Origin of the sequence: Mesorhizobium caraganae (genome assembly GCF_016836705.1) — a bacterium.
Taxonomy (GTDB): domain Bacteria; phylum Pseudomonadota; class Alphaproteobacteria; order Rhizobiales; family Rhizobiaceae; genus Mesorhizobium; species Mesorhizobium caraganae.
In genome coordinates, this window is the sequence record NZ_JAFCGY010000001.1 from 684,050 (window position 1) to 703,015 (window position 18,966).

At 64.2% G+C, this 18,966-nt stretch carries 21 protein-coding genes; 14 read left to right on the forward strand and 7 right to left on the reverse strand.

Features of this window, described 5'->3' with window-relative positions:
- Positions 1–22: 22 nt before the first annotated feature.
- A complete protein-coding gene (locus tag JQK88_RS03375) occupies positions 23–1,054 on the reverse strand; it encodes a phosphatidylglycerol lysyltransferase domain-containing protein (protein WP_192257153.1) in 1,032 nt (343 codons plus the stop codon).
- Positions 1,055–1,217: 163 nt separating this feature from the next.
- Between JQK88_RS03375 and JQK88_RS03380 the strand changes: the two genes are divergently transcribed.
- The 3 genes from JQK88_RS03380 to JQK88_RS03390 all read left to right on the forward strand — a co-directional run bounded on the left by JQK88_RS03380 (position 1,218) and on the right by JQK88_RS03390 (position 3,855).
- A complete protein-coding gene (locus JQK88_RS03380; RefSeq protein ID WP_203277428.1) occupies positions 1,218–2,390 on the forward strand; it encodes a flavin-containing monooxygenase in 1,173 nt (390 codons plus the stop codon).
- A gap of 302 nt (positions 2,391–2,692) precedes the next feature.
- Entirely contained in the window at positions 2,693–3,178 is a 486-nt protein-coding gene (locus JQK88_RS03385; protein WP_203277429.1) for a MarR family winged helix-turn-helix transcriptional regulator, read from the forward strand.
- Positions 3,175–3,855 carry a GNAT family N-acetyltransferase gene (locus JQK88_RS03390; protein ID WP_203277430.1) on the forward strand — a complete coding sequence of 227 codons (681 nt, stop codon included), beginning with the start codon at positions 3,175–3,177 and terminating at the stop codon, positions 3,853–3,855. Before JQK88_RS03385 ends, JQK88_RS03390 begins: the two co-directional genes overlap by 4 nt.
- A 14-nt stretch (positions 3,856–3,869) precedes the next feature.
- On the opposite strand, the gene JQK88_RS03395 is transcribed toward JQK88_RS03390, so the two are convergent.
- Positions 3,870–4,094, reverse strand: coding sequence for a hypothetical protein (locus tag JQK88_RS03395; RefSeq protein ID WP_203277431.1), 225 nt, complete (start codon positions 4,092–4,094; stop codon positions 3,870–3,872).
- Positions 4,095–4,371: 277 nt separating this feature from the next.
- Here JQK88_RS03395 and JQK88_RS03400 point away from each other — a divergent pair, with 277 nt between their 5' ends.
- From JQK88_RS03400 to JQK88_RS03420, 5 genes are all read left to right on the forward strand, one after another.
- Positions 4,372–4,713, forward strand: a complete 342-nt coding sequence (locus JQK88_RS03400) for a hypothetical protein (RefSeq protein WP_192257146.1) — start codon at positions 4,372–4,374, stop codon at positions 4,711–4,713.
- Positions 4,714–4,717: 4 nt separating this feature from the next.
- The gene (locus JQK88_RS03405) at positions 4,718–5,437 is read left to right on the forward strand and encodes a phosphatase PAP2 family protein (protein ID WP_203277432.1); all 720 of its coding nucleotides are present in this window, start codon (positions 4,718–4,720) and stop codon (positions 5,435–5,437) included.
- A 287-nt stretch (positions 5,438–5,724) separates the two neighbouring features.
- A complete protein-coding gene (locus JQK88_RS03410) occupies positions 5,725–5,994 on the forward strand; it encodes a helix-turn-helix domain-containing protein (RefSeq protein WP_023673276.1) in 270 nt (89 codons plus the stop codon).
- Between the two features lie 78 nt (positions 5,995–6,072).
- Positions 6,073–7,812: a SulP family inorganic anion transporter gene (locus JQK88_RS03415; RefSeq protein ID WP_203277433.1), complete on the forward strand. Its 1,740-nt coding sequence runs from the start codon at positions 6,073–6,075 to the stop codon at positions 7,810–7,812.
- Positions 7,813–7,907: 95 nt separating this feature from the next.
- Entirely contained in the window at positions 7,908–8,819 is a 912-nt protein-coding gene (locus JQK88_RS03420) for an ankyrin repeat domain-containing protein (protein ID WP_203277434.1), read from the forward strand.
- Positions 8,820–8,860: 41 nt separating this feature from the next.
- On the opposite strand, the gene JQK88_RS03425 is transcribed toward JQK88_RS03420, so the two are convergent.
- Complete coding sequence (locus tag JQK88_RS03425; protein WP_192257138.1) at positions 8,861–9,718, reverse strand: SMP-30/gluconolactonase/LRE family protein; 858 nt, start codon at positions 9,716–9,718, stop codon at positions 8,861–8,863.
- A 115-nt stretch (positions 9,719–9,833) separates the two neighbouring features.
- Between JQK88_RS03425 and JQK88_RS03430 the strand changes: the two genes are divergently transcribed.
- Together JQK88_RS03430 and JQK88_RS03435 are read left to right on the forward strand one after the other, a co-directional pair.
- On the forward strand, positions 9,834–10,634 hold the full coding sequence (locus JQK88_RS03430; RefSeq protein ID WP_210388212.1) for a helix-turn-helix domain-containing protein: 801 nt from the start codon (positions 9,834–9,836) through the stop codon (positions 10,632–10,634).
- 189 nt (positions 10,635–10,823) lie between these two features.
- The gene (locus JQK88_RS03435; RefSeq protein ID WP_192257134.1) at positions 10,824–12,200 is read left to right on the forward strand and encodes an adenylate/guanylate cyclase domain-containing protein; all 1,377 of its coding nucleotides are present in this window, start codon (positions 10,824–10,826) and stop codon (positions 12,198–12,200) included.
- Between the two features lie 72 nt (positions 12,201–12,272).
- Here JQK88_RS03435 and JQK88_RS03440 read toward each other — a convergent pair whose 3' ends face one another.
- From JQK88_RS03440 to JQK88_RS03450, 3 genes are read right to left on the reverse strand one after another with little or no spacing between them, the layout of a single operon-like run.
- Positions 12,273–13,100 carry a C40 family peptidase gene (locus JQK88_RS03440; RefSeq protein WP_203277436.1) on the reverse strand — a complete coding sequence of 276 codons (828 nt, stop codon included), beginning with the start codon at positions 13,098–13,100 and terminating at the stop codon, positions 12,273–12,275.
- A 47-nt stretch (positions 13,101–13,147) separates the two neighbouring features.
- Positions 13,148–14,092 carry a CHAD domain-containing protein gene (locus JQK88_RS03445; RefSeq protein WP_203277437.1) on the reverse strand — a complete coding sequence of 315 codons (945 nt, stop codon included), beginning with the start codon at positions 14,090–14,092 and terminating at the stop codon, positions 13,148–13,150.
- Positions 14,089–14,562, reverse strand: coding sequence for a CYTH domain-containing protein (locus JQK88_RS03450; RefSeq protein ID WP_192257128.1), 474 nt, complete (start codon positions 14,560–14,562; stop codon positions 14,089–14,091). The genes JQK88_RS03445 and JQK88_RS03450 overlap by 4 nt, the downstream gene beginning before the upstream one ends.
- A 92-nt stretch (positions 14,563–14,654) precedes the next feature.
- On the opposite strand from JQK88_RS03450, the gene JQK88_RS03455 reads away from it, so the two are divergent.
- The 4 genes from JQK88_RS03455 to JQK88_RS03470 are packed head-to-tail and all read left to right on the forward strand — an operon-like array spanning position 14,655 to position 18,353.
- Positions 14,655–15,353: a CerR family C-terminal domain-containing protein gene (locus JQK88_RS03455; protein WP_192257122.1), complete on the forward strand. Its 699-nt coding sequence runs from the start codon at positions 14,655–14,657 to the stop codon at positions 15,351–15,353.
- A complete protein-coding gene (locus tag JQK88_RS03460; protein ID WP_192257120.1) occupies positions 15,350–16,303 on the forward strand; it encodes an HlyD family secretion protein in 954 nt (317 codons plus the stop codon). The genes JQK88_RS03455 and JQK88_RS03460 overlap by 4 nt, the downstream gene beginning before the upstream one ends.
- The gene (locus JQK88_RS03465) at positions 16,300–17,220 is read left to right on the forward strand and encodes an ABC transporter ATP-binding protein (protein WP_192257118.1); all 921 of its coding nucleotides are present in this window, start codon (positions 16,300–16,302) and stop codon (positions 17,218–17,220) included. The genes JQK88_RS03460 and JQK88_RS03465 overlap by 4 nt, the downstream gene beginning before the upstream one ends.
- Positions 17,217–18,353, forward strand: coding sequence for an ABC transporter permease (locus JQK88_RS03470; RefSeq protein WP_192257116.1), 1,137 nt, complete (start codon positions 17,217–17,219; stop codon positions 18,351–18,353). The genes JQK88_RS03465 and JQK88_RS03470 overlap by 4 nt, the downstream gene beginning before the upstream one ends.
- On the opposite strand, the gene JQK88_RS03475 is transcribed toward JQK88_RS03470, so the two are convergent.
- The gene (locus tag JQK88_RS03475) at positions 18,350–18,958 is read right to left on the reverse strand and encodes a DNA-3-methyladenine glycosylase (protein ID WP_192257114.1); all 609 of its coding nucleotides are present in this window, start codon (positions 18,956–18,958) and stop codon (positions 18,350–18,352) included. The genes JQK88_RS03470 and JQK88_RS03475 overlap by 4 nt on opposite strands.
- Positions 18,959–18,966 lie beyond the last annotated feature (8 nt).

Below are 18,966 nucleotides of genomic sequence, written 5' to 3' on the forward strand. Positions count from 1 at the left end.
GAACCGTGGCTTCGGCCAAGGGCTAGACCGCCTTGATCAGGCGCAGCAATCCCAGCATCTCGACCAGCGTGCCTTTGCGGAAGGCGATGTAGGTCGGCTCCTCGACGCCGTGGAAGCGGCGCTTGAACGCCGCCTGGCCCTTCAGGTTGAACTTGCTGCGGTTGACCCAGGGCGATTCATAGGCGCGCTCAAAAGCGTTGCGCCAGAAGCTCGATTCGGCAAATTCATTGGCCCCGACGTCGAGCATCGGCGACAGGCCGAGCGTAACGACGGAAATGCCCTCGCCGCGAAAGCGGTCGACGGCGAATTTGGTCAGGCCGATTTCGGCATGCGGCGAAGCATCGATATGCTTGCGCTTGAACGAGGTGGTATAGCCGATCACCTTGCCGTCCCTGAACAGCGGGTCGAAATCGAGCAAGGCGACGAGCTCGCCTTCCGGGCTGTAGAGCACGAAACGGCGCATATCGATGCCGAGATGATCGGCGAAGGGACGGTTGAGGAACGCCATCTCCCAGCGCTTGACGATGCGGTCGGCCCGCCAGTTCTGCGACAGGCGCTGGACCTCGTCGAGATAGACCGCTCCCTCGCCAAAGGAAAACCCCTTCTTCAACAGCCAGCGTTCTGAATAGCGCACGGTTTCGTTGCGCTTGCCGGAAAAGTCGTGCGCGGGAAGCTCCAGCCGCGTGTCGATGCCGAGACGGTTGACCTGGTAGCCGAGCCCGGACAGCACGCGCGCCGTCGGTTCGCCGATCTGTACGAACCACGGGCTGTCTGCGGCTTCGACGAACCGTCTTATGTAGTCGGGCCGATCGGGCAGGTAGGCCACCGGGTCACCGAGCGCGAAATGGTGCTTCATCTTGGTGCCGAAGGCGATATAGCCCTCAGTGTCGCCGAAATAGGACAGTTTTTGCTGTACGGCGGTCGAATAGGCCAGCGAGAAGTCGCCGTGCCGGCGGACCAGCGCCAGCCGCTCGACATGGGTCAGATCCTGGCGCGGCACCTTGGCTGCAGCGCCCTCCAGCAGTCTGTCGAGAAAGATACGCAAGGAGGGCATGGTCGAGCTTCCGCGTGCCGATGATAAACAGAGGCCTGCCCCCAAGGCCTCGAATCAGTCGCATTGACGCGACCTCATTATCGATCATATCGCCCATGTGCCATACAGGACGTGCCATATAGGACGGGTCCCCATCGCGCAGCTAAAAGGGAATCTCGACCGAATGGCGGCAACGACAAGCGAAACGATCCCTATCGTCCGGGGGCCGAAAGGCTCTGATGAGACGGTGATCGTCATCGGCGCCGGGGCGGCCGGCTTGGCAGCTGCCGACGCGCTTGGCCGGCGCGGTATGGCGGCGGTTGTGCTGGACAAGGAACAGCGGATCGCCGAACCGTGGCGGCGACGGCACGAGAAGCTGACCCTCAATACGCATCGCGCGCTGTCGGCCCTGCCCGGTCTCGCCTATCCATCGCGCACCGCCGCCTTTCCGAACAAGGATGTCATCGTTGGCTATCTCAATGATTTTGCCCGCGCCCGCGGCATAAGGGTCGAATTCGGCACCGCCGTCGAACGGATCGAGCGCAACGGCGGCCACTGGCTCGTCCATACCAGTCAAGGAGTGCTGAGCGCACGTCACGTCATCGTTGCCACCGGCCGTGACCGCTTGCCGTGGACGCCGGACTGGGCAGGCAAGGCGACTTTCACCGGCAAGCTCGTCCACGCCGCTGATTTCGGCACAGCGGAAGACTATGCCGGCAAAAAAGTGCTGGTGGTCGGGGCCGGAAATTCCGGCTTCGACGTGCTCAATCATCTTGCCCGCGCCGATACGGAAGCTGTGTGGCTGTCGGCCAGGCAGGGTCCGTCGTTGATGCCGAAGCGGATCGGCAAGATTGCCGTGGCGCGCTTCGGCGGCTTCATGGCGATGCTGCCGACGTGGATTGCCGACGCCGTGATCGCCGCGACGCAACGCCTAGTGTTCGGCGACCTCACCCGTTTTGGACTGCCGCCGGCGCCGAAAGGCGGCGCCAGCCGGCTCGGCGTCGAGCAGATTGCTATTGCCGTCGACGACGGCGCCGTCGCCGCGCTGAGGGCCGGACGGATTTCGGTGGTGGCGCCCATGGCGGCCTTCGAAGGCGCGAGCGTGCGGTTGAAGGACGATACGGTGATTGAACCGGATGTGGTGATCGCAGCGACCGGCTATCGCACCGGGCTGGAAACCATGCTCGGCGATCTCGGCGTGCTCGACGCCAAGGGCGTGCCGAAGGCCAACGGCGGCACGCCGAGCGGCCAGCCCCGTCTGTGGTTCATCGGCATGCGGCCCAGCCTGACCAGCTATTTCCACAGCGCCGGCCTGCAGGCCGAAGCGATCGCCAGGCAGATCGTCAGAGGGTCGTAGCGGCCTTTGCGATTGGCTGAGGCACCCCGTCCCTTCGTCGTCCGCGGGCGAAGCAAGGAGCGAAGCGACGCACCGCAGATCCGAGGCTCCATGCCGCGACTGTGAGCTACAAGGCGGTTCTGCTCCGCTGCACTCCACGGCCAAGGTCGCGGCGGCATGGATCCCAGGGTCTTCGCGACGCCGCTGCGCGGCCGCTCCCCCCAGGGACGACGAAGCTGAGAGGCTCCGCCCTCCTGCAGGGTAGTCTTGATTCCATTTCTTGCTTTGTTATATAACATGTAATGAACAAGGTGCGGACCACAATGGAAGACATCATTCGATCTCTTGGCTACCTCACCCTCGGCAGCAGGCTGAAGCGGATCGGCGAGCAGCTGCAGGCCGATACGCAGCGCATGCTCGATGGTCTGGAGGTGCCGGTCCAATCGAGCCAGTACCCTCTGCTGGCCGCGCTCGATCGGCTTGGGCCGCTGCCGGTCGGCGAGCTGGCGCAGTCGCTCGGGATCACCCAGCCGGGCGTGACACGCAGCGTAGCGCTGCTGACCGAGTTAGGACTGGTCGAGGTTGTTCAGTCGGACGGTGACCAGCGCCGCAGGATGGTCTCGCTGACCGGGAATGGGCAGCGTCTCGTCAGCAGAGCGAAGCGGGACGTCTGGCCGCGCATCGAGAACGCCGTCGCCGACCTGTGCAGAGGCCTGACAGGGCCACTTCTAGAACAGCTCTCCGCCATCGAGGACGGCCTGGCGGCAGCCCCACTCGAGCGTCGCGTGAAGCAGGATGCTGTGCCATGAGCCATGTCCTCGACCGGCCCGTCTGGAGCGCGCTCGACACGCGGCATCGCATCTTTGCCTATGGCGACGAGCTCGCCAGGCGCTATCCCGCGTCGATCGTTCCCTTCGCCGCCACCGCGACCGACGACGCCGAAAGCCTGCAGGCGCTCGCAAGACTCGTTCCAGCAGGTGAAAGCGTGTTTATGCTTCAGGCGGATCCTATTGCCCTGCCGTCTGAACTGACCGCGACCGTGACCGCCTTCGGTGTTCAGATGGTCGCCGAGGCGCCGTTACCCGCCGTGTCGGATGAGCGCGTCCAGCAACTGACGCTGGACGATGCGGCCGAGATGCTCGCTCTGGCGTCGCTGACCAAGCCCGGGCCGTTCACGCTCAAGGCGCTCAGCATCGGCGATTTCTGGGGCGTGAAGATCAATGGCAGGCTGGCGGCGATGGCCGGCGAGCGCATGAAGCAGCCCGGTTACAGCGAACTCAGCGGCGTGTGCTCGCATCCGGACTTTCGCGGCGGCGGCCTTGGCCGGCTGCTGTCGGTGTTCGTGTCCAACCGGATCATGGCGCGCGGCGAGGTTCCCTACCTGCACGCCTATGCCGACAATGCCAACGCGATTCGGTTATACGAATCCATCGGCTTCCAACTGAGGTCAAAGATGAACGTGGCCGTCGTGCAGCGCGCCGGCTAGGCCGCCTTGGGGGCTCAGGCTGATTTCGACTCCAACCGGCGGAAACCGACGGTTTCCATAAGCATTTCCTCCTCGACCATCCCGGCATTGTGGAGCGCGAGCAAGTTCAGCGCGATCTCCCGCGCCTCCGCCGAATCGGGATGCACGTCGCGCCTGCGGCAGGCCTCGTCGAACACACGTTGCAGCTTGGCGATGTCGTCGGGCCTGAGCAGGCCACGGTCATAAACAGACTTCGGCATGGCAGCCTCCGCCACAAGATCTAGGGCGCCAAGAATAAATGTCCAATCTTTCCCGAGGCTTGACCAAATCCAGGCAGGAGAGCGGTTTTGGCGGCCAAACCGTCCCCAGTCCTCGCCGCTGGCGTGTTGCCTGTTCGACCCCTGGGCTGGTCACATTTTTTTGCGGCATGACGGACGGTTTCAAACCGCCAAGTCATGCCCTGCGCCAATGCCCCTTGCTTGACGAGCCCGCGTGCTTGCGAAACAAGGGCTGCCACAAACGGCAGCGAGGCACAAAGTGAGTTTCTGGGGACTGGCGCAGCTCGTCATTTCGACGGTGATCTTCCTACTGGCGGCAATCGCGGCCAAGCAATGGGGGCTGGCGCCGAGCCTCGGCAAGATCCTGCTGACGCTGGCGCTCTATACGGCGGGCAATCTGATGATGCTGCGGCTGGTCCGCGAGTTCGGCATGTCGGTGTCGTTCAGCCTGTCGGCGGTGATCCAGCTGGTGGCGGTCAACGCCGTGGCGCTGGTGTTCTTCGGCGAACGCGTCAATGCTTTGCAGGCAACCGGCATTGTGCTGGCCATCGCCGCCGTGGCGCTGATCACACTCGGGCCCTATCTACAGGGGCGGCTATAGTCCGATGAAGGCCGCCATTCGTACCCTCGCCAACTGGATCGAATTTCCGGTGCTGCTCGCCGGACTGATCATCGCCGGCGGACTGTGGGGGTTCGAGGAGCTGATGGAAGTGGCGCGCGACACCACCCCGCATGCTTTCGATACCGAGATCCTGCTCGCCTTCCGCCAGGCCGGCCATCCCGACGTTCCGCTCGGCCCGGTCTGGCTGCAGGGAGCGATGCGCGACATCACCAGCCTCGGCAGCTCCGCGGTGCTGGTGCTGATCGTGGCGGCGGTGATTGTCTATCTGCTGCTGATCCGCAAGGCAGGAACGGCGCTGTTCATCCTCGTGGCGGTGGCCGGCGGCCAGGCGCTGTCCAGCCTGTTGAAAGCCGGCGTCGACCGGCCGCGCCCGGACCTCGTCTCTCACCTGGCCAACGAGACCTCGCTGTCATTCCCAAGCGGCCATGCCATGGTCTCGGCGGTGACCTATCTGACGCTCGGCTCGTTGGCGGCGCGCTTCCTGCCGGGACGCACGACCAAAATCTTCGTGCTCTGCCTGGCGGTTTTGACGACGCTGCTGGTCGGCGTCAGCCGCGTCTATCTCGGCGTCCACTGGCCTTCCGACGTGCTCGCCGGCTGGTGCGCCGGCTTCGCCTGGGCAATGCTGTGCTGGCTGGCGGCACGGCTGCTGCAGCGGCGGCATGCGGTGGCGGATAGTGACAGCGAGCTTGAAAAAAACTAACGGTCCGGAGCGGCAATCAGATCAGCCGGTTGATCAGCCCGTGCCCGCAGCCTGCCAGCAGAAAAACCGCCGACAGCAAGGCTGCCGATGTCATCAAGGTCCTGAAAATCTTCAACTGATATCTCCCCGCCAATAAGAACCAAGGCGTTAGCGTAGCATGCTTCTCCCGTTTCCCGTCATCAGACTCCACAGATGCATCATGTTTCATATATGCTTTATGATGGTTGAAACATCACCGTGATTGTATTATACGTAGAAACTGCAGACTCAGACGGGGGTTCCGGCCGATGATCACTGCCGCGCAGATGCGCGCCGCGAGGGCGCTTGCCGGCATCGATCAGAAGACGCTCGCCGAACGCGCCGGGGTTTCGCTTCCGACCATTCAGCGCATGGAAGCGAGCGACGGCGTGGTCAGGGGCGTGGTCGACACGCTGATGAAGGTCATCCAGGCACTCGACGAGGCCGGGGTGGAACTGATCGGCGAGAACCAGACCAGCGAGCGCGGTGGCCGGGGCGTGCGCCTCAAGCCGGTCGCGCCGCCGAACCCGCAAGGCTGAGCCGGCATTAGTCGCGACGGCGACCGCCGACAGTCCTGCCGACGATCCCGCCGCCTTCACGCAAGCGGAAGGCAGTCCATGGATCAGATCCGGCGGGCAGTACATCAACCGGCCCAGAAGTCGGCCCAGAAATCGGCAAAGCCGACATTTTCCGAGCTGTTCACACCCAAGCTGGTGACGGTCTGGCGCGAGGGTTACCGCCTGCCGCAGTTCAAGGCCGACTTCATGGCCGGGCTGACCGTCGCCATCGTGGCACTGCCGCTGTCGATGGCGATTGCGATCGCGTCGGGAGTGACGCCGGAGCGCGGCCTGTTCACGGCCATCGTCGGCGGCTTCATCATCTCGGCACTCGGCGGCAGCCGCTTCCAGATCGGTGGCCCGGCCGGCGCCTTCATCGTGCTGGTGGCGGCGACGGTGCAGCGCGAAGGCATTGACGGGCTGCTCTTGGCAACGATGATGGCCGGGGTCTTCCTGCTCGCCATCGGCTACCTCAGGCTCGGCACCTACATCAAATTCATCCCCTATCCGGTAACGGTCGGCTTCACCGGCGGCATCGCCATCATCATCTTCTCCGGCCAGATCGTCGAATTGTTCGGGCTGAGGCTTGCCGGGCCGGAGCCCGGGCCGCTGCTGCCGAAGCTGATGGCGATCGCCAAGGCGGCCAGCACGATCAACATCTCGGCGACGCTGGTGGCGGTGCTGACCATCGCCACCATCGTCGCGGTGAAGCGCTGGCGGCCCGGCTGGCCGGGCATGCTGATCGCCGTCGGGCTGGCCTCGCTTGTCGTAGCGCTGCTTTCCCTGCCGGCGGAAACGATCGGCACCCGCTATGGTGGCATTCCGCGCAGCCTGCCGTTTCCGGCGCTGCCGGCGCTCAGCTTCGACAAGGCGATTGCGGTGCTGCCGGACGCCGTGGCCTTTGCGCTGCTCGGCGCCATCGAATCGCTGCTCTCGGCCGTGGTCGCCGACGGCATGACCGGGCGGCGGCATCGCTCCAATTGCGAGCTCGTCGCGCAAGGCTTTGCCAACATCGCGTCTGCCCTGTTCGGCGGCATCTGCGCCACCGGCACCATCGCCCGCACCGCCACCAATGTTCGGGCCGGCGCGCATGGCCCGGTTTCGGGCATGCTGCATTCGCTGTTCCTGTTGGTCTTCATGCTGGTGGCCGCACCTTTGGCGAGCTACATCCCGCTTGCCGCCCTTGCCGGGGTGCTGGCGGTGGTGTGCTGGAACATGTTCGAGAAGCAGGCCTTCGTCACACTGCTGCGCGCTTCGCGCGGCGATGCGCTGGTGCTGATGGCGACTTTCCTGATCGTCGTCTTCCGCGACCTCACTCAAGGCATCGTCGTCGGCTTCGCGCTGGGCTCGATCCTGTTCATCGACCGCATGGCCAAGTCGATCGCCGTGGAGGCGGACCTGCCACTGGTGCAGGACGACGTCGCCGACAGCAGCGGCCGCGCCTACGATGCCAGCGAGGCGAGCGATGCCGACACCGTCGTCTATCGCATCTCCGGTGCCTTCTTCTTCGGCGCCGCCTCGACCGTCGGCACGGTGCTGGACCGCATCGCCGACCAGCGCAAGAACTTCATCCTCGATTGCTCAGCGGTGCCGCTCTTCGATTCCACCGCAGCCAATGTCATCGAGGGCGCGGCGCACAAGGCGAAGCGCGCCGGGGTGCGATTCATCATCGCCGGCGCCTCGCCGCAGACGCGTCGCACGCTGATCAGCCACGGCGTCAAGCGGCCGTTGGTGACCTTTGCCGCTTCGATCCGGGATGCGCGGGCGCAACTGAAAGGGAACCAGAAAAGGCGCGATTGACATTCGCAGGACCCGACGCGGCGCATTCCGGACTCGCCGGAGGGTTTGATCGGGTATACCCTTCCCGATCATCGTGTCTGCCGAGGGAGAGCCAGATGCGTGAATTGATTGGAAGCGTGCTCATCTATTTGGGTGCACTCGCTACCGCCCAAGGCGGTCCGCTTCACGATGCGGCCAAGAGCGGCGACCTGGCTGCCATCGCGGCCGCCCTCGATGCAGGAGCGGACATTGAGGAGCCGGAAAAGGGCGCCACGCCGCTCTTCCTGGCAGTGCGTAGCGGCCATCCCGAAGCGGCAGAACTGCTAATCGAGCGCGGGGCCGATGTGAGCAAGGAGTCGACACTCGGCCTGCCGCTCACCGTTGCCGTCCTGAAGAACTCCGTCGACCTCATGCGACTGTTGTTGGCGCATGGTGCTGACCCTAACGCTGCGGCGAGGGGCGAGACCATGTTGCACTTCGCGATCGAGAACGGCTGTCTCGATTGCGTCAAGGTGCTCGTTGAAGCCGGCGCGGACGTCAACGCCGTCTGGATCCGGGGTGACCCCGCCCGTCTACCGGGTATTATCACGCCCTACCATCTTGCAAAGAACGAGGACCATGCCGACATCGCCGTGTACCTCAAGGCTCATGGCGTCGTCATTCTGAAGCCCGAGCCGATTTCCACGAAGCTGGCAAAGGCTGACCCGGCAAAGGGCGCGGTGTTCTTTGCCGCCAACTGCGCTCCCTGTCATGTCAAGCGTGAACAGGATGTATCCACCATCGGGCCGAATTTGTGGAAAATTGTCGGACGCGACAAGGCGTCGACAAAGTTCGACCGCTACTCCCAGACCCTGATGGCCTGGGAGGGTGCCTGGACCTACGAGGATCTCAACATTTTTCTCGCCGGCCCCACACTGACAACGCCGGGCGTGAACATGGATGTCCGCGGCGCGCCCGATGAAGCGGATCGGCTGAACGTGATCGCCTATCTGCGGACGCTCGCCGACTCGCCGGTTCCGTTGCCTTGAGCAGCATGGCACTTTTGGTGGAGAGGCGCCGTTCGTAACTCTCACTCGAGGCTCAGCGCCGCGACCTCGCCCTCATTCATCCGCGGCACGAAGATCCTTTCGCCATCGGTGCCGATATCGGCGCTGCCCGGTTTGAACTGCGCCACAACCTGCGGGGCGCCGCCATCCTTGTAGCGATAGAGCGTGCCGGTCATGTAGGCGGTAGCGTAGATGCTGTCGCCGATGGCGATGACGCCGTCGAGGTCGGCAAAGTGTTGTGCGCCCGGCAACGGTGAAACCGTCTTGCTGGCGAGATCGACCGACAGCAGACCGCCGGGTTCTGCGGTGCTGAAATCGGCCTTGATGCCCTTGCCCCAGGACGCCACGATCAGCCGATCGCCATCGGCAAAGACACCGTTGGGCGACGCCAGCATCGCGTCCTTGACGAACAGCTCGGGCTTATCGCCGTCGACGCGGTAGATGGCGTCGGCCAGCATATCGGTGACATAGATTTTGCCCGACCTGTCCGATGTCACGTCGTTGAGGAAGACGGCGCCATGCACATCGATGGTCGAGACGAGCTTGCCACTGGCGAGATCGACGACGCGCACCTTGGTTATGTCGGCGACGTAGAGCTTGCCGCCGGAGATCGCCGAGCCCTTCGGCGCATCCATGCCGTCGGTCCAGTGGTGCGTTATCGTCTTGCCGTCCGGCGACAGCACCGAGAGATAGCCGTTGCCGTCGGCCTCGCCGGGATTGCCGACGATGTTGGAGACGATGATGCGATTGTTGGCGGCGTCGAACAGCGCCGATTCCGGCTGCTGGAACCCGGAAGCGCGCCAGACTTCGCCGGCCTGGGCGACCGGTGCAAGCGCGATGCCGAAGGCGGCGAAACAAATCGAGGTGATGAAGGTTTTCATGGCCAGGTCTCCTGTGATGACGAGCGGAGAGCTAGAGTTTTCGATACTTTCCGGGAAGACAGATTGCCGCTAGTATCGAAACCCGATACCAAATGGCGCAAAAGAGGTGCATTCCATGAACGGCCTGATCTTCGAGGCGCTGAAGCGGACGCTGAAGGCCAAGGGCGTCACCTATCGCGACCTTGCCGAGCGGATGGGCGTTTCCGAGCCGACGGTGAAGCGCATTTTTCACGAGCGCAATTGCAAGCTCGACCGGCTGGTCGAGATTTGCGCTGCCGCCGGCGTCGAGCTGGAGAACGTGCTCGGTTCGATGAACAGGGGACCGGGACCGGTCAACCGCATCGCACCGGAGATCGAGCGCAAGCTCGCGGGACGTCCGGAGCTGCTGTTCATCTTCGTCATGCTGTCGGAGAAATTCACGCCGGAAGGCGTCATGCGCTCGCAAGGCCTGAGCGAAGCCTCGATGTTTCTCTATCTGCGCGATCTCGAAGCGCTCGGGCTGATTGCGCTGGGCAGCGGGCTGTCGGCACGGCTGCTGGTCGACACGCCGATCCAGTGGAATTTCGAAGGGCCGCTCAGGCCACTGTTCGAGATGACCAACAAGAATTTCATCGGCTGGGCGATCACCCATCTGGAGCGGGAAGCGACCTTCGTCTCGTTCTCGCGGCGGATGCGGCCGGAGACCGCGGAGATGGTGAAGCGCGAGGCCGAGGAACTGGCCGATCGCGTCAAGCTGCTCGCCCATCACGACCAGCACACGACGCCGGAAGACGGGCTGACCGGCTACAAATGGACGTTTGCTTTCGGTGCGACGCCGTTTCCGGCGATCATGCCGATCGGCCCGCACCCCAGGGATGCCGGAGCGTTCGACCGGCCCGCCGCTCTTGCAAAGGGACGCCGTCCTTTGCCGGCCTGACACGGCCAAGCCACCGCCTGTACTGCGTCGGTTTTCAACATGATCTTTTGTCTGGACGTTTTTGCTCTTTGCCGCCGCATTTCAAAAATGAAACCACATTCATGATAGAGTTCGCGCACTGATTTGCCAGACTGTAGAGGTCGGGTTTGCCGAATGCGTGACACGTCCCCGTGAAATCGAAGTGATCCTATGCCGACCGCGCCAACACTTGAACTTCGCCGCTATTCGCGCCTGAAAAATTTGCGGGCGCGCGCAGAACGCCAGGGTGCTGCATTGCAGTTCTGGGCGCGTACGGCATCGCTCGCCGTGATCTTCTGCTTCTTTTCATTGATCAGCCGCTGGGATGCCTCGCTTCTCTTCGTGCTGGCGGGCCTGTTGCTGTTCCAGCTCGTCGGCCTGATCCAGTTTCGCTTTGCGCGCCGTCGCACGGCGCGATGGTGGATCGGTTACCTCGTCGGTACGCTGGACATCATTCTGTTGACCGTTCTGCTGGTAGCACCCAACCCGTTTTCCCAGGAGGTCGCGCCGGCCGCGATGCAACTGCGCGAGGGCAGTTTCAAATTCCTACTGATTTTCGTATGCCTTGGCGCGCTGACCCTTTCGACACGATTGGCGCTCTATCTCGGCGCGCTCGCGGCCTTGACGTGGGCCATCGGCGTGGGATGGGTGATTCTTCGTCCGGGAACCGTCATTCCGACGACGAACCTCTATTCGATGCCGGTCACAGAGCGACTGAACCTCTATCTCAACCCCAATTTCGTCGATACATTCGCGCAGGCGACCAACGTGTTGGTCGTGCTGATTATCGGCGCAATCATGGCGCTGGTCGTCTCTCGTTCCCGACATCTGTCGGAAGACTATGTCAAGGCAGAGCGCGCGCGCGCCAATCTCGCCCGGCATTTTTCGCCCAATGTCGTGGACCAGCTCGCCACGGATGACGAGCCCTTCGGCCCGGTCCGCCGGCAGGATATCGCGGTGCTGTTCGCCGACATCGTCGGCTTCACACACTATTCCGAGGATCATCCGGCCGAAGCAGTGTTCGAACTTCTGCGTCAGTTCCACCGTCGCATGGAGCAGGTCGTTTTCGACCACCATGGCACCGTCGATAACTATATCGGCGATTGCATCATGGCGACATTCGGGGTTCCGCAAGCCAGCCATGACGATGCGACTCGGGCCATCCAGTGCGCTGAAGCGATGATCGCCGCTCTCGAAGACTGGAATGTGCAGCGGGTGTCCAGGGGATACCCGCCGCTGGACGTTCGGATCGGTGCACAATATGGCGCTGTCGTCATCGGCGCGGTCGGCAGCGAGCGCAATCTGTCCTTCGCGGTGGTGGGCGACACCGTCAACGTCGCCAGCCGTCTGCAGTCGCTCTGCCGTGAGCTTCAGGCGAATATTTGCTTTGGGTCACGACTGATTGAGGCCGCGAAGGCGGAATCGCCCACGACACAGTTGAATGCGCGCGATCATGGTCCGGTGAGCATCCGCGGCCGGGACGAACCGGTCCATGTCTGGGTCGAACACAGAGCCGAAAACCAGGGCGCTATTGCGGTTTCGGCGTGATACAGGCCGCCCTGGGAAACGCCTGCACCTCGGCCGGACAGAGGAACATGTCCTGACCCCGGCCGAAAGCCATCACGTGTCTGAGGCGATTGCGGCTGCCTTCGCGGCTGCGACGTCTGTGCCTGCGTTGTCCTCCCAGACCATCTCCCGATAGTCGAAACCGTATTCGAGCGTCGGCTTGACGATGCGGAAGAAGGGCGAGAGGTCGAAGTCGCGCGGCGTGTAGAGCGAGTGGTGGCGGATGTGCAGGATTTCCCGGCGTGAATAATTCGACTGCGCCGAGGCGCGGCCGGGCGCGCGGGTGATCTCGGGCAGGATCGGATAGCGAATCTCGCCATACGCCTCGGCGATCAGCGTCGAGCAGATGGCGCGCGTCGGATCGCCGGAGCCGAAAGCCAGCATGCGGCGGCGCCAGCGCACCGGAACCGGCGGCGTCGGCAGGAAATAGCGCAGCATGTCGAAGATGTTCTTGAGGTCGTATTTCAAGCCGAGCTTGCCGATCATGAAGGCGACGACCGTGTCGCGGTCTTCCGGGGTCAGGCCGCTCGCGCGGCAGATGCGGGTGTTGTAGGTGCGGTAGCGGGACAGCGGCACGGCGACACAGCCTTCGCCGAGCGTGACTTCGATCAGCCGACGCCGTTCCGATCCGTCCTCCGGTTCGGACAAGGCATCGCCGACATAGAAGGCGGCGTGCGACCAGGTCGACTGTGTCAGGTATTTGATCGCCGCCGAGATCTTCTGGTTGCCCTCGATGAGCAGGATGTCGCCGGGCTCGAGCGTGCGCCGCAACGTCTCGGCGTCGGACGGCGTGTAGGGCTCATAGCCCGAGGATTCTTCCTGCAGCCGGCCGGCAAGCCAGCGGCCAAGTCGGTCGAGAAGCGTGTCGCCGGGCGCGGTCATCGTAGAGCGTGACTAGCACGGGCCGACCGGCAAGGGCCAGCGCGCCGTCAACCGACCGGAACGCCCGTCTCTTCCTGGGGCGCTGGGCCGGCGAGGTCGTCGCGCGCATTGCGGGCAAGTTTCTTTGTCGAGCGCTTGGGGTTGTCGCCGAACAGGTCGGCGGCCCCGGCGAGACAGGCCTTCTTCAGGCTCTTTTCCGAGCGCTTCAAAAGCTTGCCCAGAAGCTTGGTGTTCTGGGCATCGCCGAGAGGTTCGTCGTCGGCTTCGAGCAGGGCGCGCATGACGAAGACATCGTGCAGTTCGCCGAGCTTTTCGCCCAGTTCGTCGACCGCCTTGCGCCGCACCTTAATCGGCGTTGGCCACAGCCGGCCGAGCAGCGACAAATGCATCGAGTGGGTCTTTGCCGCCTTGCGCAGGTCGTGGAAATCCTCGGCCTCGCCGCGCGATCCCGCCCTGTCCAGCGCCTTCCTGGCGCGGCGCAAGGTCTTGCGGGCGCCGTCGGCGAGCACGTCGGCGGCGTGTTCGGGCAAATCCGGGAGCAGCAGCCGCTCTATCCGGACCAGGCCTTCCTCGCAGGCGGCGGTCGCAGCACCTATGGCGGCGTCGAGGCCGGCGCCGGCATGCATTTCATGCTGGCGGGCAATAAGCCGATCGCGCACGCTGTCGATGCCGCCGCCGGCAACATGCTCCGGAAAGGCGGCCGCCAGCCGGTCGATGGTCTCGACCAGGGCGGTTGCTTCACGCGGACCCGCCAGCAGGGCCGCCACCTGGCGGTAGCACTGGTTTTCAGTTTGGCAAAACGTTTCGTTACCGGAATGGACTAGGCGCAGCAAGGCGCGCGCGCTCTTCAGCCGCTTGCGGCATTTGTGTAGCGCCGGCTCCGGCCGTTCGTGCGCCGCGGCCAGATGCGCAAGCGCCTTGCCGATTTCCTCGCCAAGGATGCGTCTGACCTCGCCGGTCAGCGGCAGGCGCGGATCGATGCGAAAACTCATGCGGCGATCTCCGGAATCCCCCCAAGGGCGAGCGACGCGTTGTAAAACCTTTGCTCGCCGGTCACTTCGCGGCCGAGCCAATCAGGCAGCATTTCGTCAGGTACATCCTCCGGCGTCTCGAGTTCGGCCACCACCAGGCCGGCAAGAATTCCGCCGAAAACATCGACTTCGTAGAGATAGCCGCGATGCCTAACATGGTGGCGTGTCTTCTCGATGACATGTCCGATGGCGAAGGCCAGCATCTCCTCGGCATCGGCCAGCGGGATCGGATACTCAAACTCGTCGCGCTCGCGGGCGCGGCTGCCGAATTTGAGCGTCAGTTTCGCCGAGCTACCGTCGCTGATGCGCACGCGCACGGTGCGGCCAGGGGCTGCGGCAAGGTAGAACTGGCGAATGCGGATATCCGCCTCGGCCAGATCACGCCAGTCGGCGCTGGAGACCAGGAACTTGCGTTCGACTTCCTTGCCCATGGCCGCGCACTTAAGCGTCTGCGGCTCGACATGGCAAGCCGGCACAGAGAATCAATTTGACTTTAATCAATCGATTGATTAAAGTCACTGACATGATCAAACCAACACCCGGTAGAACGCCCCGCCAGGAGACATCGCCTGCCGAGCAGACGCGCGCCGCACTTGTGCTGGCCGCGCTCAAACTGTTCGGACGGCAGGGCTTCGACGGTACCTCGACGCGCGAGATCGCGGCGGAGGCCAAGGCCAATATAGGCTCCATCGCCTATCATTTCGGCAGCAAGGAAGGGCTGCGCGCGGCCGCCGCCGACCACATCGTCGAGACCATCCAGGCAATTGCCGGACAGGCGATCGGGCCGGCGTCGGCTCCGTCCACCCCCGAGGCCGCCAGGGCGCAGCTGGTCGCCGCGCTGGAACGCATGGTGGGGTTCATCGTCGCGAGTCCCGAGGCCGGCGAAATCGTACAATTTGTACTTCGCGAGCTCTCGCATCCCACGGCGGCGCTCGACCGCATCTATGCCGGCGTGTTCGAGCCGACGCATCGGCGGCTCTGCCAGGTCTGGGAACAGGCGACCGGCGAGCCGGCCGAGAGCGAGGCCACCAAGCTCACGGTTTTCACGCTGATCGGCCAGGTCATCTATTTCCGCATCGGCCGCGAGGCGGTGCTGCGCCGAATGGGCTGGCGCGAGATCGGCCCTGCGGAAGCCGCCAAGGTGGTGGCGGTCGCCACCGGCAACCTCGAGGCCATGCTGGGCGCGCGCAAGGCCGCCGCCCGCAAGGAGGGCAAGCGATGAGTTTTCTCTGTTCCCTGCCGCTCGCGGCCCAGCTGTTCAGCGCCTGCGCGCCGGCGGCACCCCTGGCCGTCGGCTATGTCGAGGGCGAGTATGTCTTGCTGGCGCCGATCGAGGTGGCGCAGGTCGAGACCGTCAAGGTCAAGCGCGGCGACCGTGTCGAGCCCAACACGCCGGTGGTGACGCTGGAAAGCGCCGACGCCGAGATTGCCGTGGCGCAAGCCGAAGCGGCGCTCGCCCAGGCGCAGGCGCAGCTTGCCGATCTGCAGGTTGGCAAAAGACCGGAAGAGATTGCCGTGCTGAAGGCCGAGGTCGACATGGCCCGCGCGCAAGCCACCGACGCCAGGCGCCGCTATGACCGCGCCAGCGATCTGTTCAAGCGCGGCACCGGCACGCAGGCCGACTACGACACCGCGTCGGCGACGCTGGAGACGGCCAATGCGCAGGTCGGCCAGGCGGAAGCCAATCTCGCGGTCGGCGGCCTGCCGGCGCGGCCCGAAACGATTAAGGCGGCCGACAACCAGGTCAAGCAGGCGCAGTCGGCGCTGGAACAGGCTGAGTGGCGGCTGTCGAAGCGGGTGCTGGCGGCGCCCTCGCCCGGCCGCGTCAACGACGTCATCCGCAACCCCGGCGACACCGCCGGCCCGACCGCGCCCGTCATCTCGATGCTGCCCGACGGCGCCGTGAAACTCAGCGTCTATATCCCGGAAAGAGCCTTTTCATCGATCAAGGTCGGCACGCTGCTTTCCGTCCATTGCGACGGCTGCGGCGAGGGCGTGAAGGCGCGCGTCAGCTATGTCTCGCCCGATCCGGAATTCACCCCGCCGGTCATCTATTCGCTCGAGAACCGGCAGAAGCTGGTCTACCTCGTCGAGGCGCGGCCGGAGGGTGATGCACAAGCGCTGCAGCCGGGGCAGATCGTGGATGTCGAACTGGCGGCCTCAGCAAAATGAACACCATCGACGTTCATGGCCTGGTCAAGCGCTTCGGCGACAAGACCGTCGTCGACCATGTGACGATGACGGTGGCCGAAGGCGAGATCGTCGGCTTTCTCGGGCCGAACGGCTCGGGCAAGACGACGACGATTCGCATCATGTGCGGCCTGCTGACGCCCGACGAGGGCGAAGGCACGGTGCTGGGATTGAACATCCGCACCGAGTCGCTCCGGATCAAGCGCGAAGTCGGCTACATGACGCAGAAATTCTCGTTCTACGAGGATCTGACGATCGGCGAAAACCTCGAATTCGTGGCGCGGCTCTACCGGCTGAAGCCGGTCGAGGAGCATGTGGCGCGCACGCTGGAAGAACTTGGCCTGACGACGCGGCGCAACCAGCTCGCCGGCACGCTGTCGGGCGGCTGGAAGCAGCGCCTGGCGCTGGCCGCCTGCATCATGCACAAGCCGAAGCTGCTGCTGCTCGATGAGCCTACCGCCGGCGTCGACCCGAAGGCGCGGCGCGAGTTCTGGGACGAGATCCATCGCCTCGCCAGCGGCGGGCTGACGGTGCTGGTCTCCACCCATTACATGGACGAGGCCGAGCGCTGCCACCGCATCAGCTACATATCCTATGGCAAGATGCTGGCCACCGGCACGGTGGACGAGGTGGTGAAGAATGCCGGGCTGACCACCTTCGTGCTGCAGGGGCCGCACCTCGACCAGGTCGCCGATGCCCTGAAGGAACGGCCGGGCGTCGACCAGGTTGCGCCGTTCGGCGCCACGCTGCATGTCGTTGGCTCCGACAAGGCGGCCCTTGAAAAGGCGCTTGCCGATGTCGAAAAGCAGCACAAGGGCGTCAGCGTAAAATCCGGCGAGACCAGCCTCGAGGATGTGTTCATCCAGTTCATGTCCGGCTCGAAGGACAATATGGCATGAACAGCGTCTTCTCCTTCGCCAGGCTCGGTGCGCTGCTGATCAAGGAATTCATCCAGATGCGGCGCGACCGCATCACCTTCGCCATGATGCTGGGCGTGCCGCTTTTACAGCTGGTGCTGTTCGGCTATGCCATCAACAACGATCCCAAAAGCCTGCCTGCCGCACTCGTGGCGACCAGCAACGACCCCTACACCCGCGCCATTGTCGCGGCCCTGCAGACGACCGGCTACTACCGCTTCGACCATGTCGCGCAAAGTGCCGAGCAAGCCGAATTCCTGATGGCGCGCGGCGACGTTTCCTTCGTCGTCACCATCCCCGCCGATTTCGGCCGTCGGGTCGAACGCGGCGACAATCCGCAGATCCTGATCGAGGCCGACGCCACCGATCCGGCCGCCGCCAGCGGCGCCATCTCGACTCTAAGCACCGTCGCCAGCCAGGCGCTGCTTCGGGCGCAAGGCATGCAGGAGGCGGCGGCCGAGAACGCCAGGGGCCAGCTCGACGTGGTGGTGCACCGGCGCTACAACCCGGAAGGCATCTCGCAATACAACATCGTTCCCGGGCTGCTCGGCGTCATCCTGCAGATGACCATGGTGATGATGACCTCGATCGCGCTGACGCGCGAGACCGAGCGCGGCACGATGGAGAACCTGCTGGCCATGCCGTCCAGCCCGCTCGAGATCATGCTGGGCAAGGTGCTGCCCTATCTGGCGGTCGGCGCGGTGCAGGTGGTGGTGGTGCTGGCAGCGTCGAAGCTTTTGTTTGCCATCCCGTTCACCGGCTCGATGTCGCTGCTGCTCACCGCCGTTCTGGTGTTCGTGCTGGCGCTGGTGCTTCTCGGCTACACCATCTCGACCATTGCCCGCACGCAGATGCAGGCACTGCAGCTGACCTTCTTCTTCTTCCTGCCGTCGATCCTGCTGTCGGGCTTCATGTTCCCCTATCGCGGCATGCCGGGCTGGGCGCAGATCTTTGGCGAGATTTTCCCGCTGACGCATTTTTTGCGCATCACCCGCGCGGTGATGCTGAAAGGCGCCGAGCTGCCGGCGGTGGCGGGCGAGATCACCTGGCTGGTTGCGTTCGTAGCTTTGTTTGCCGGCGTCGCATTGGTGCGGTTCAGGCGGACACTCGACTAGGCTCTCAAGGGGTTGAGCGATTTTGGACCGCTGACGAAAGGGCTCCCCTTGACGTAAAATCGCAGCGGGCGGTCTGCATCCTTGGTAATGCCGATGCGGATGCCTTGGCCGATGTCGCCGGCTTGATGCTCATCTTCGGCCAGCCATAGCGGGCCTTGCCGGCACAGATCGAGGCCGTCGAGCGAACGGTCGATCCGCAAGGCCTGGGCAAGCCGTCCCGGCCCGCGCGCCAGGTCACGCAAGCGCTCGACACCTCGGTTCTGTTGCATAAGCGGAATGCCTTCGAGCGGTTCGAGCGCCCGGATCAGGACGCCGGTGCCGGTCCCCGCCTTCTCGCTCGAGACGTTAAGCATCCAGGAGACGCCATAGGCGAGATAGACGTAGGCGTGTCCGGCCTCGAGGAACAACGAGCGATTGCGCGGCGTCATCCCGCGATAACCATGGCCGGCGGCGTCGCCGACGACATAGGCTTCGGTCTCGACGATGCGGCCGCTGACAATGCCTTCCGGCAGCTCCCGCACCACCAGTCTGCCGATGAGGTGGCGGGCGAGAGCGGCCGTATCTTCCGGCAGTTCTGCGCGGTCGAGCGGGCGGTGGCCGGTCATGCTATCGC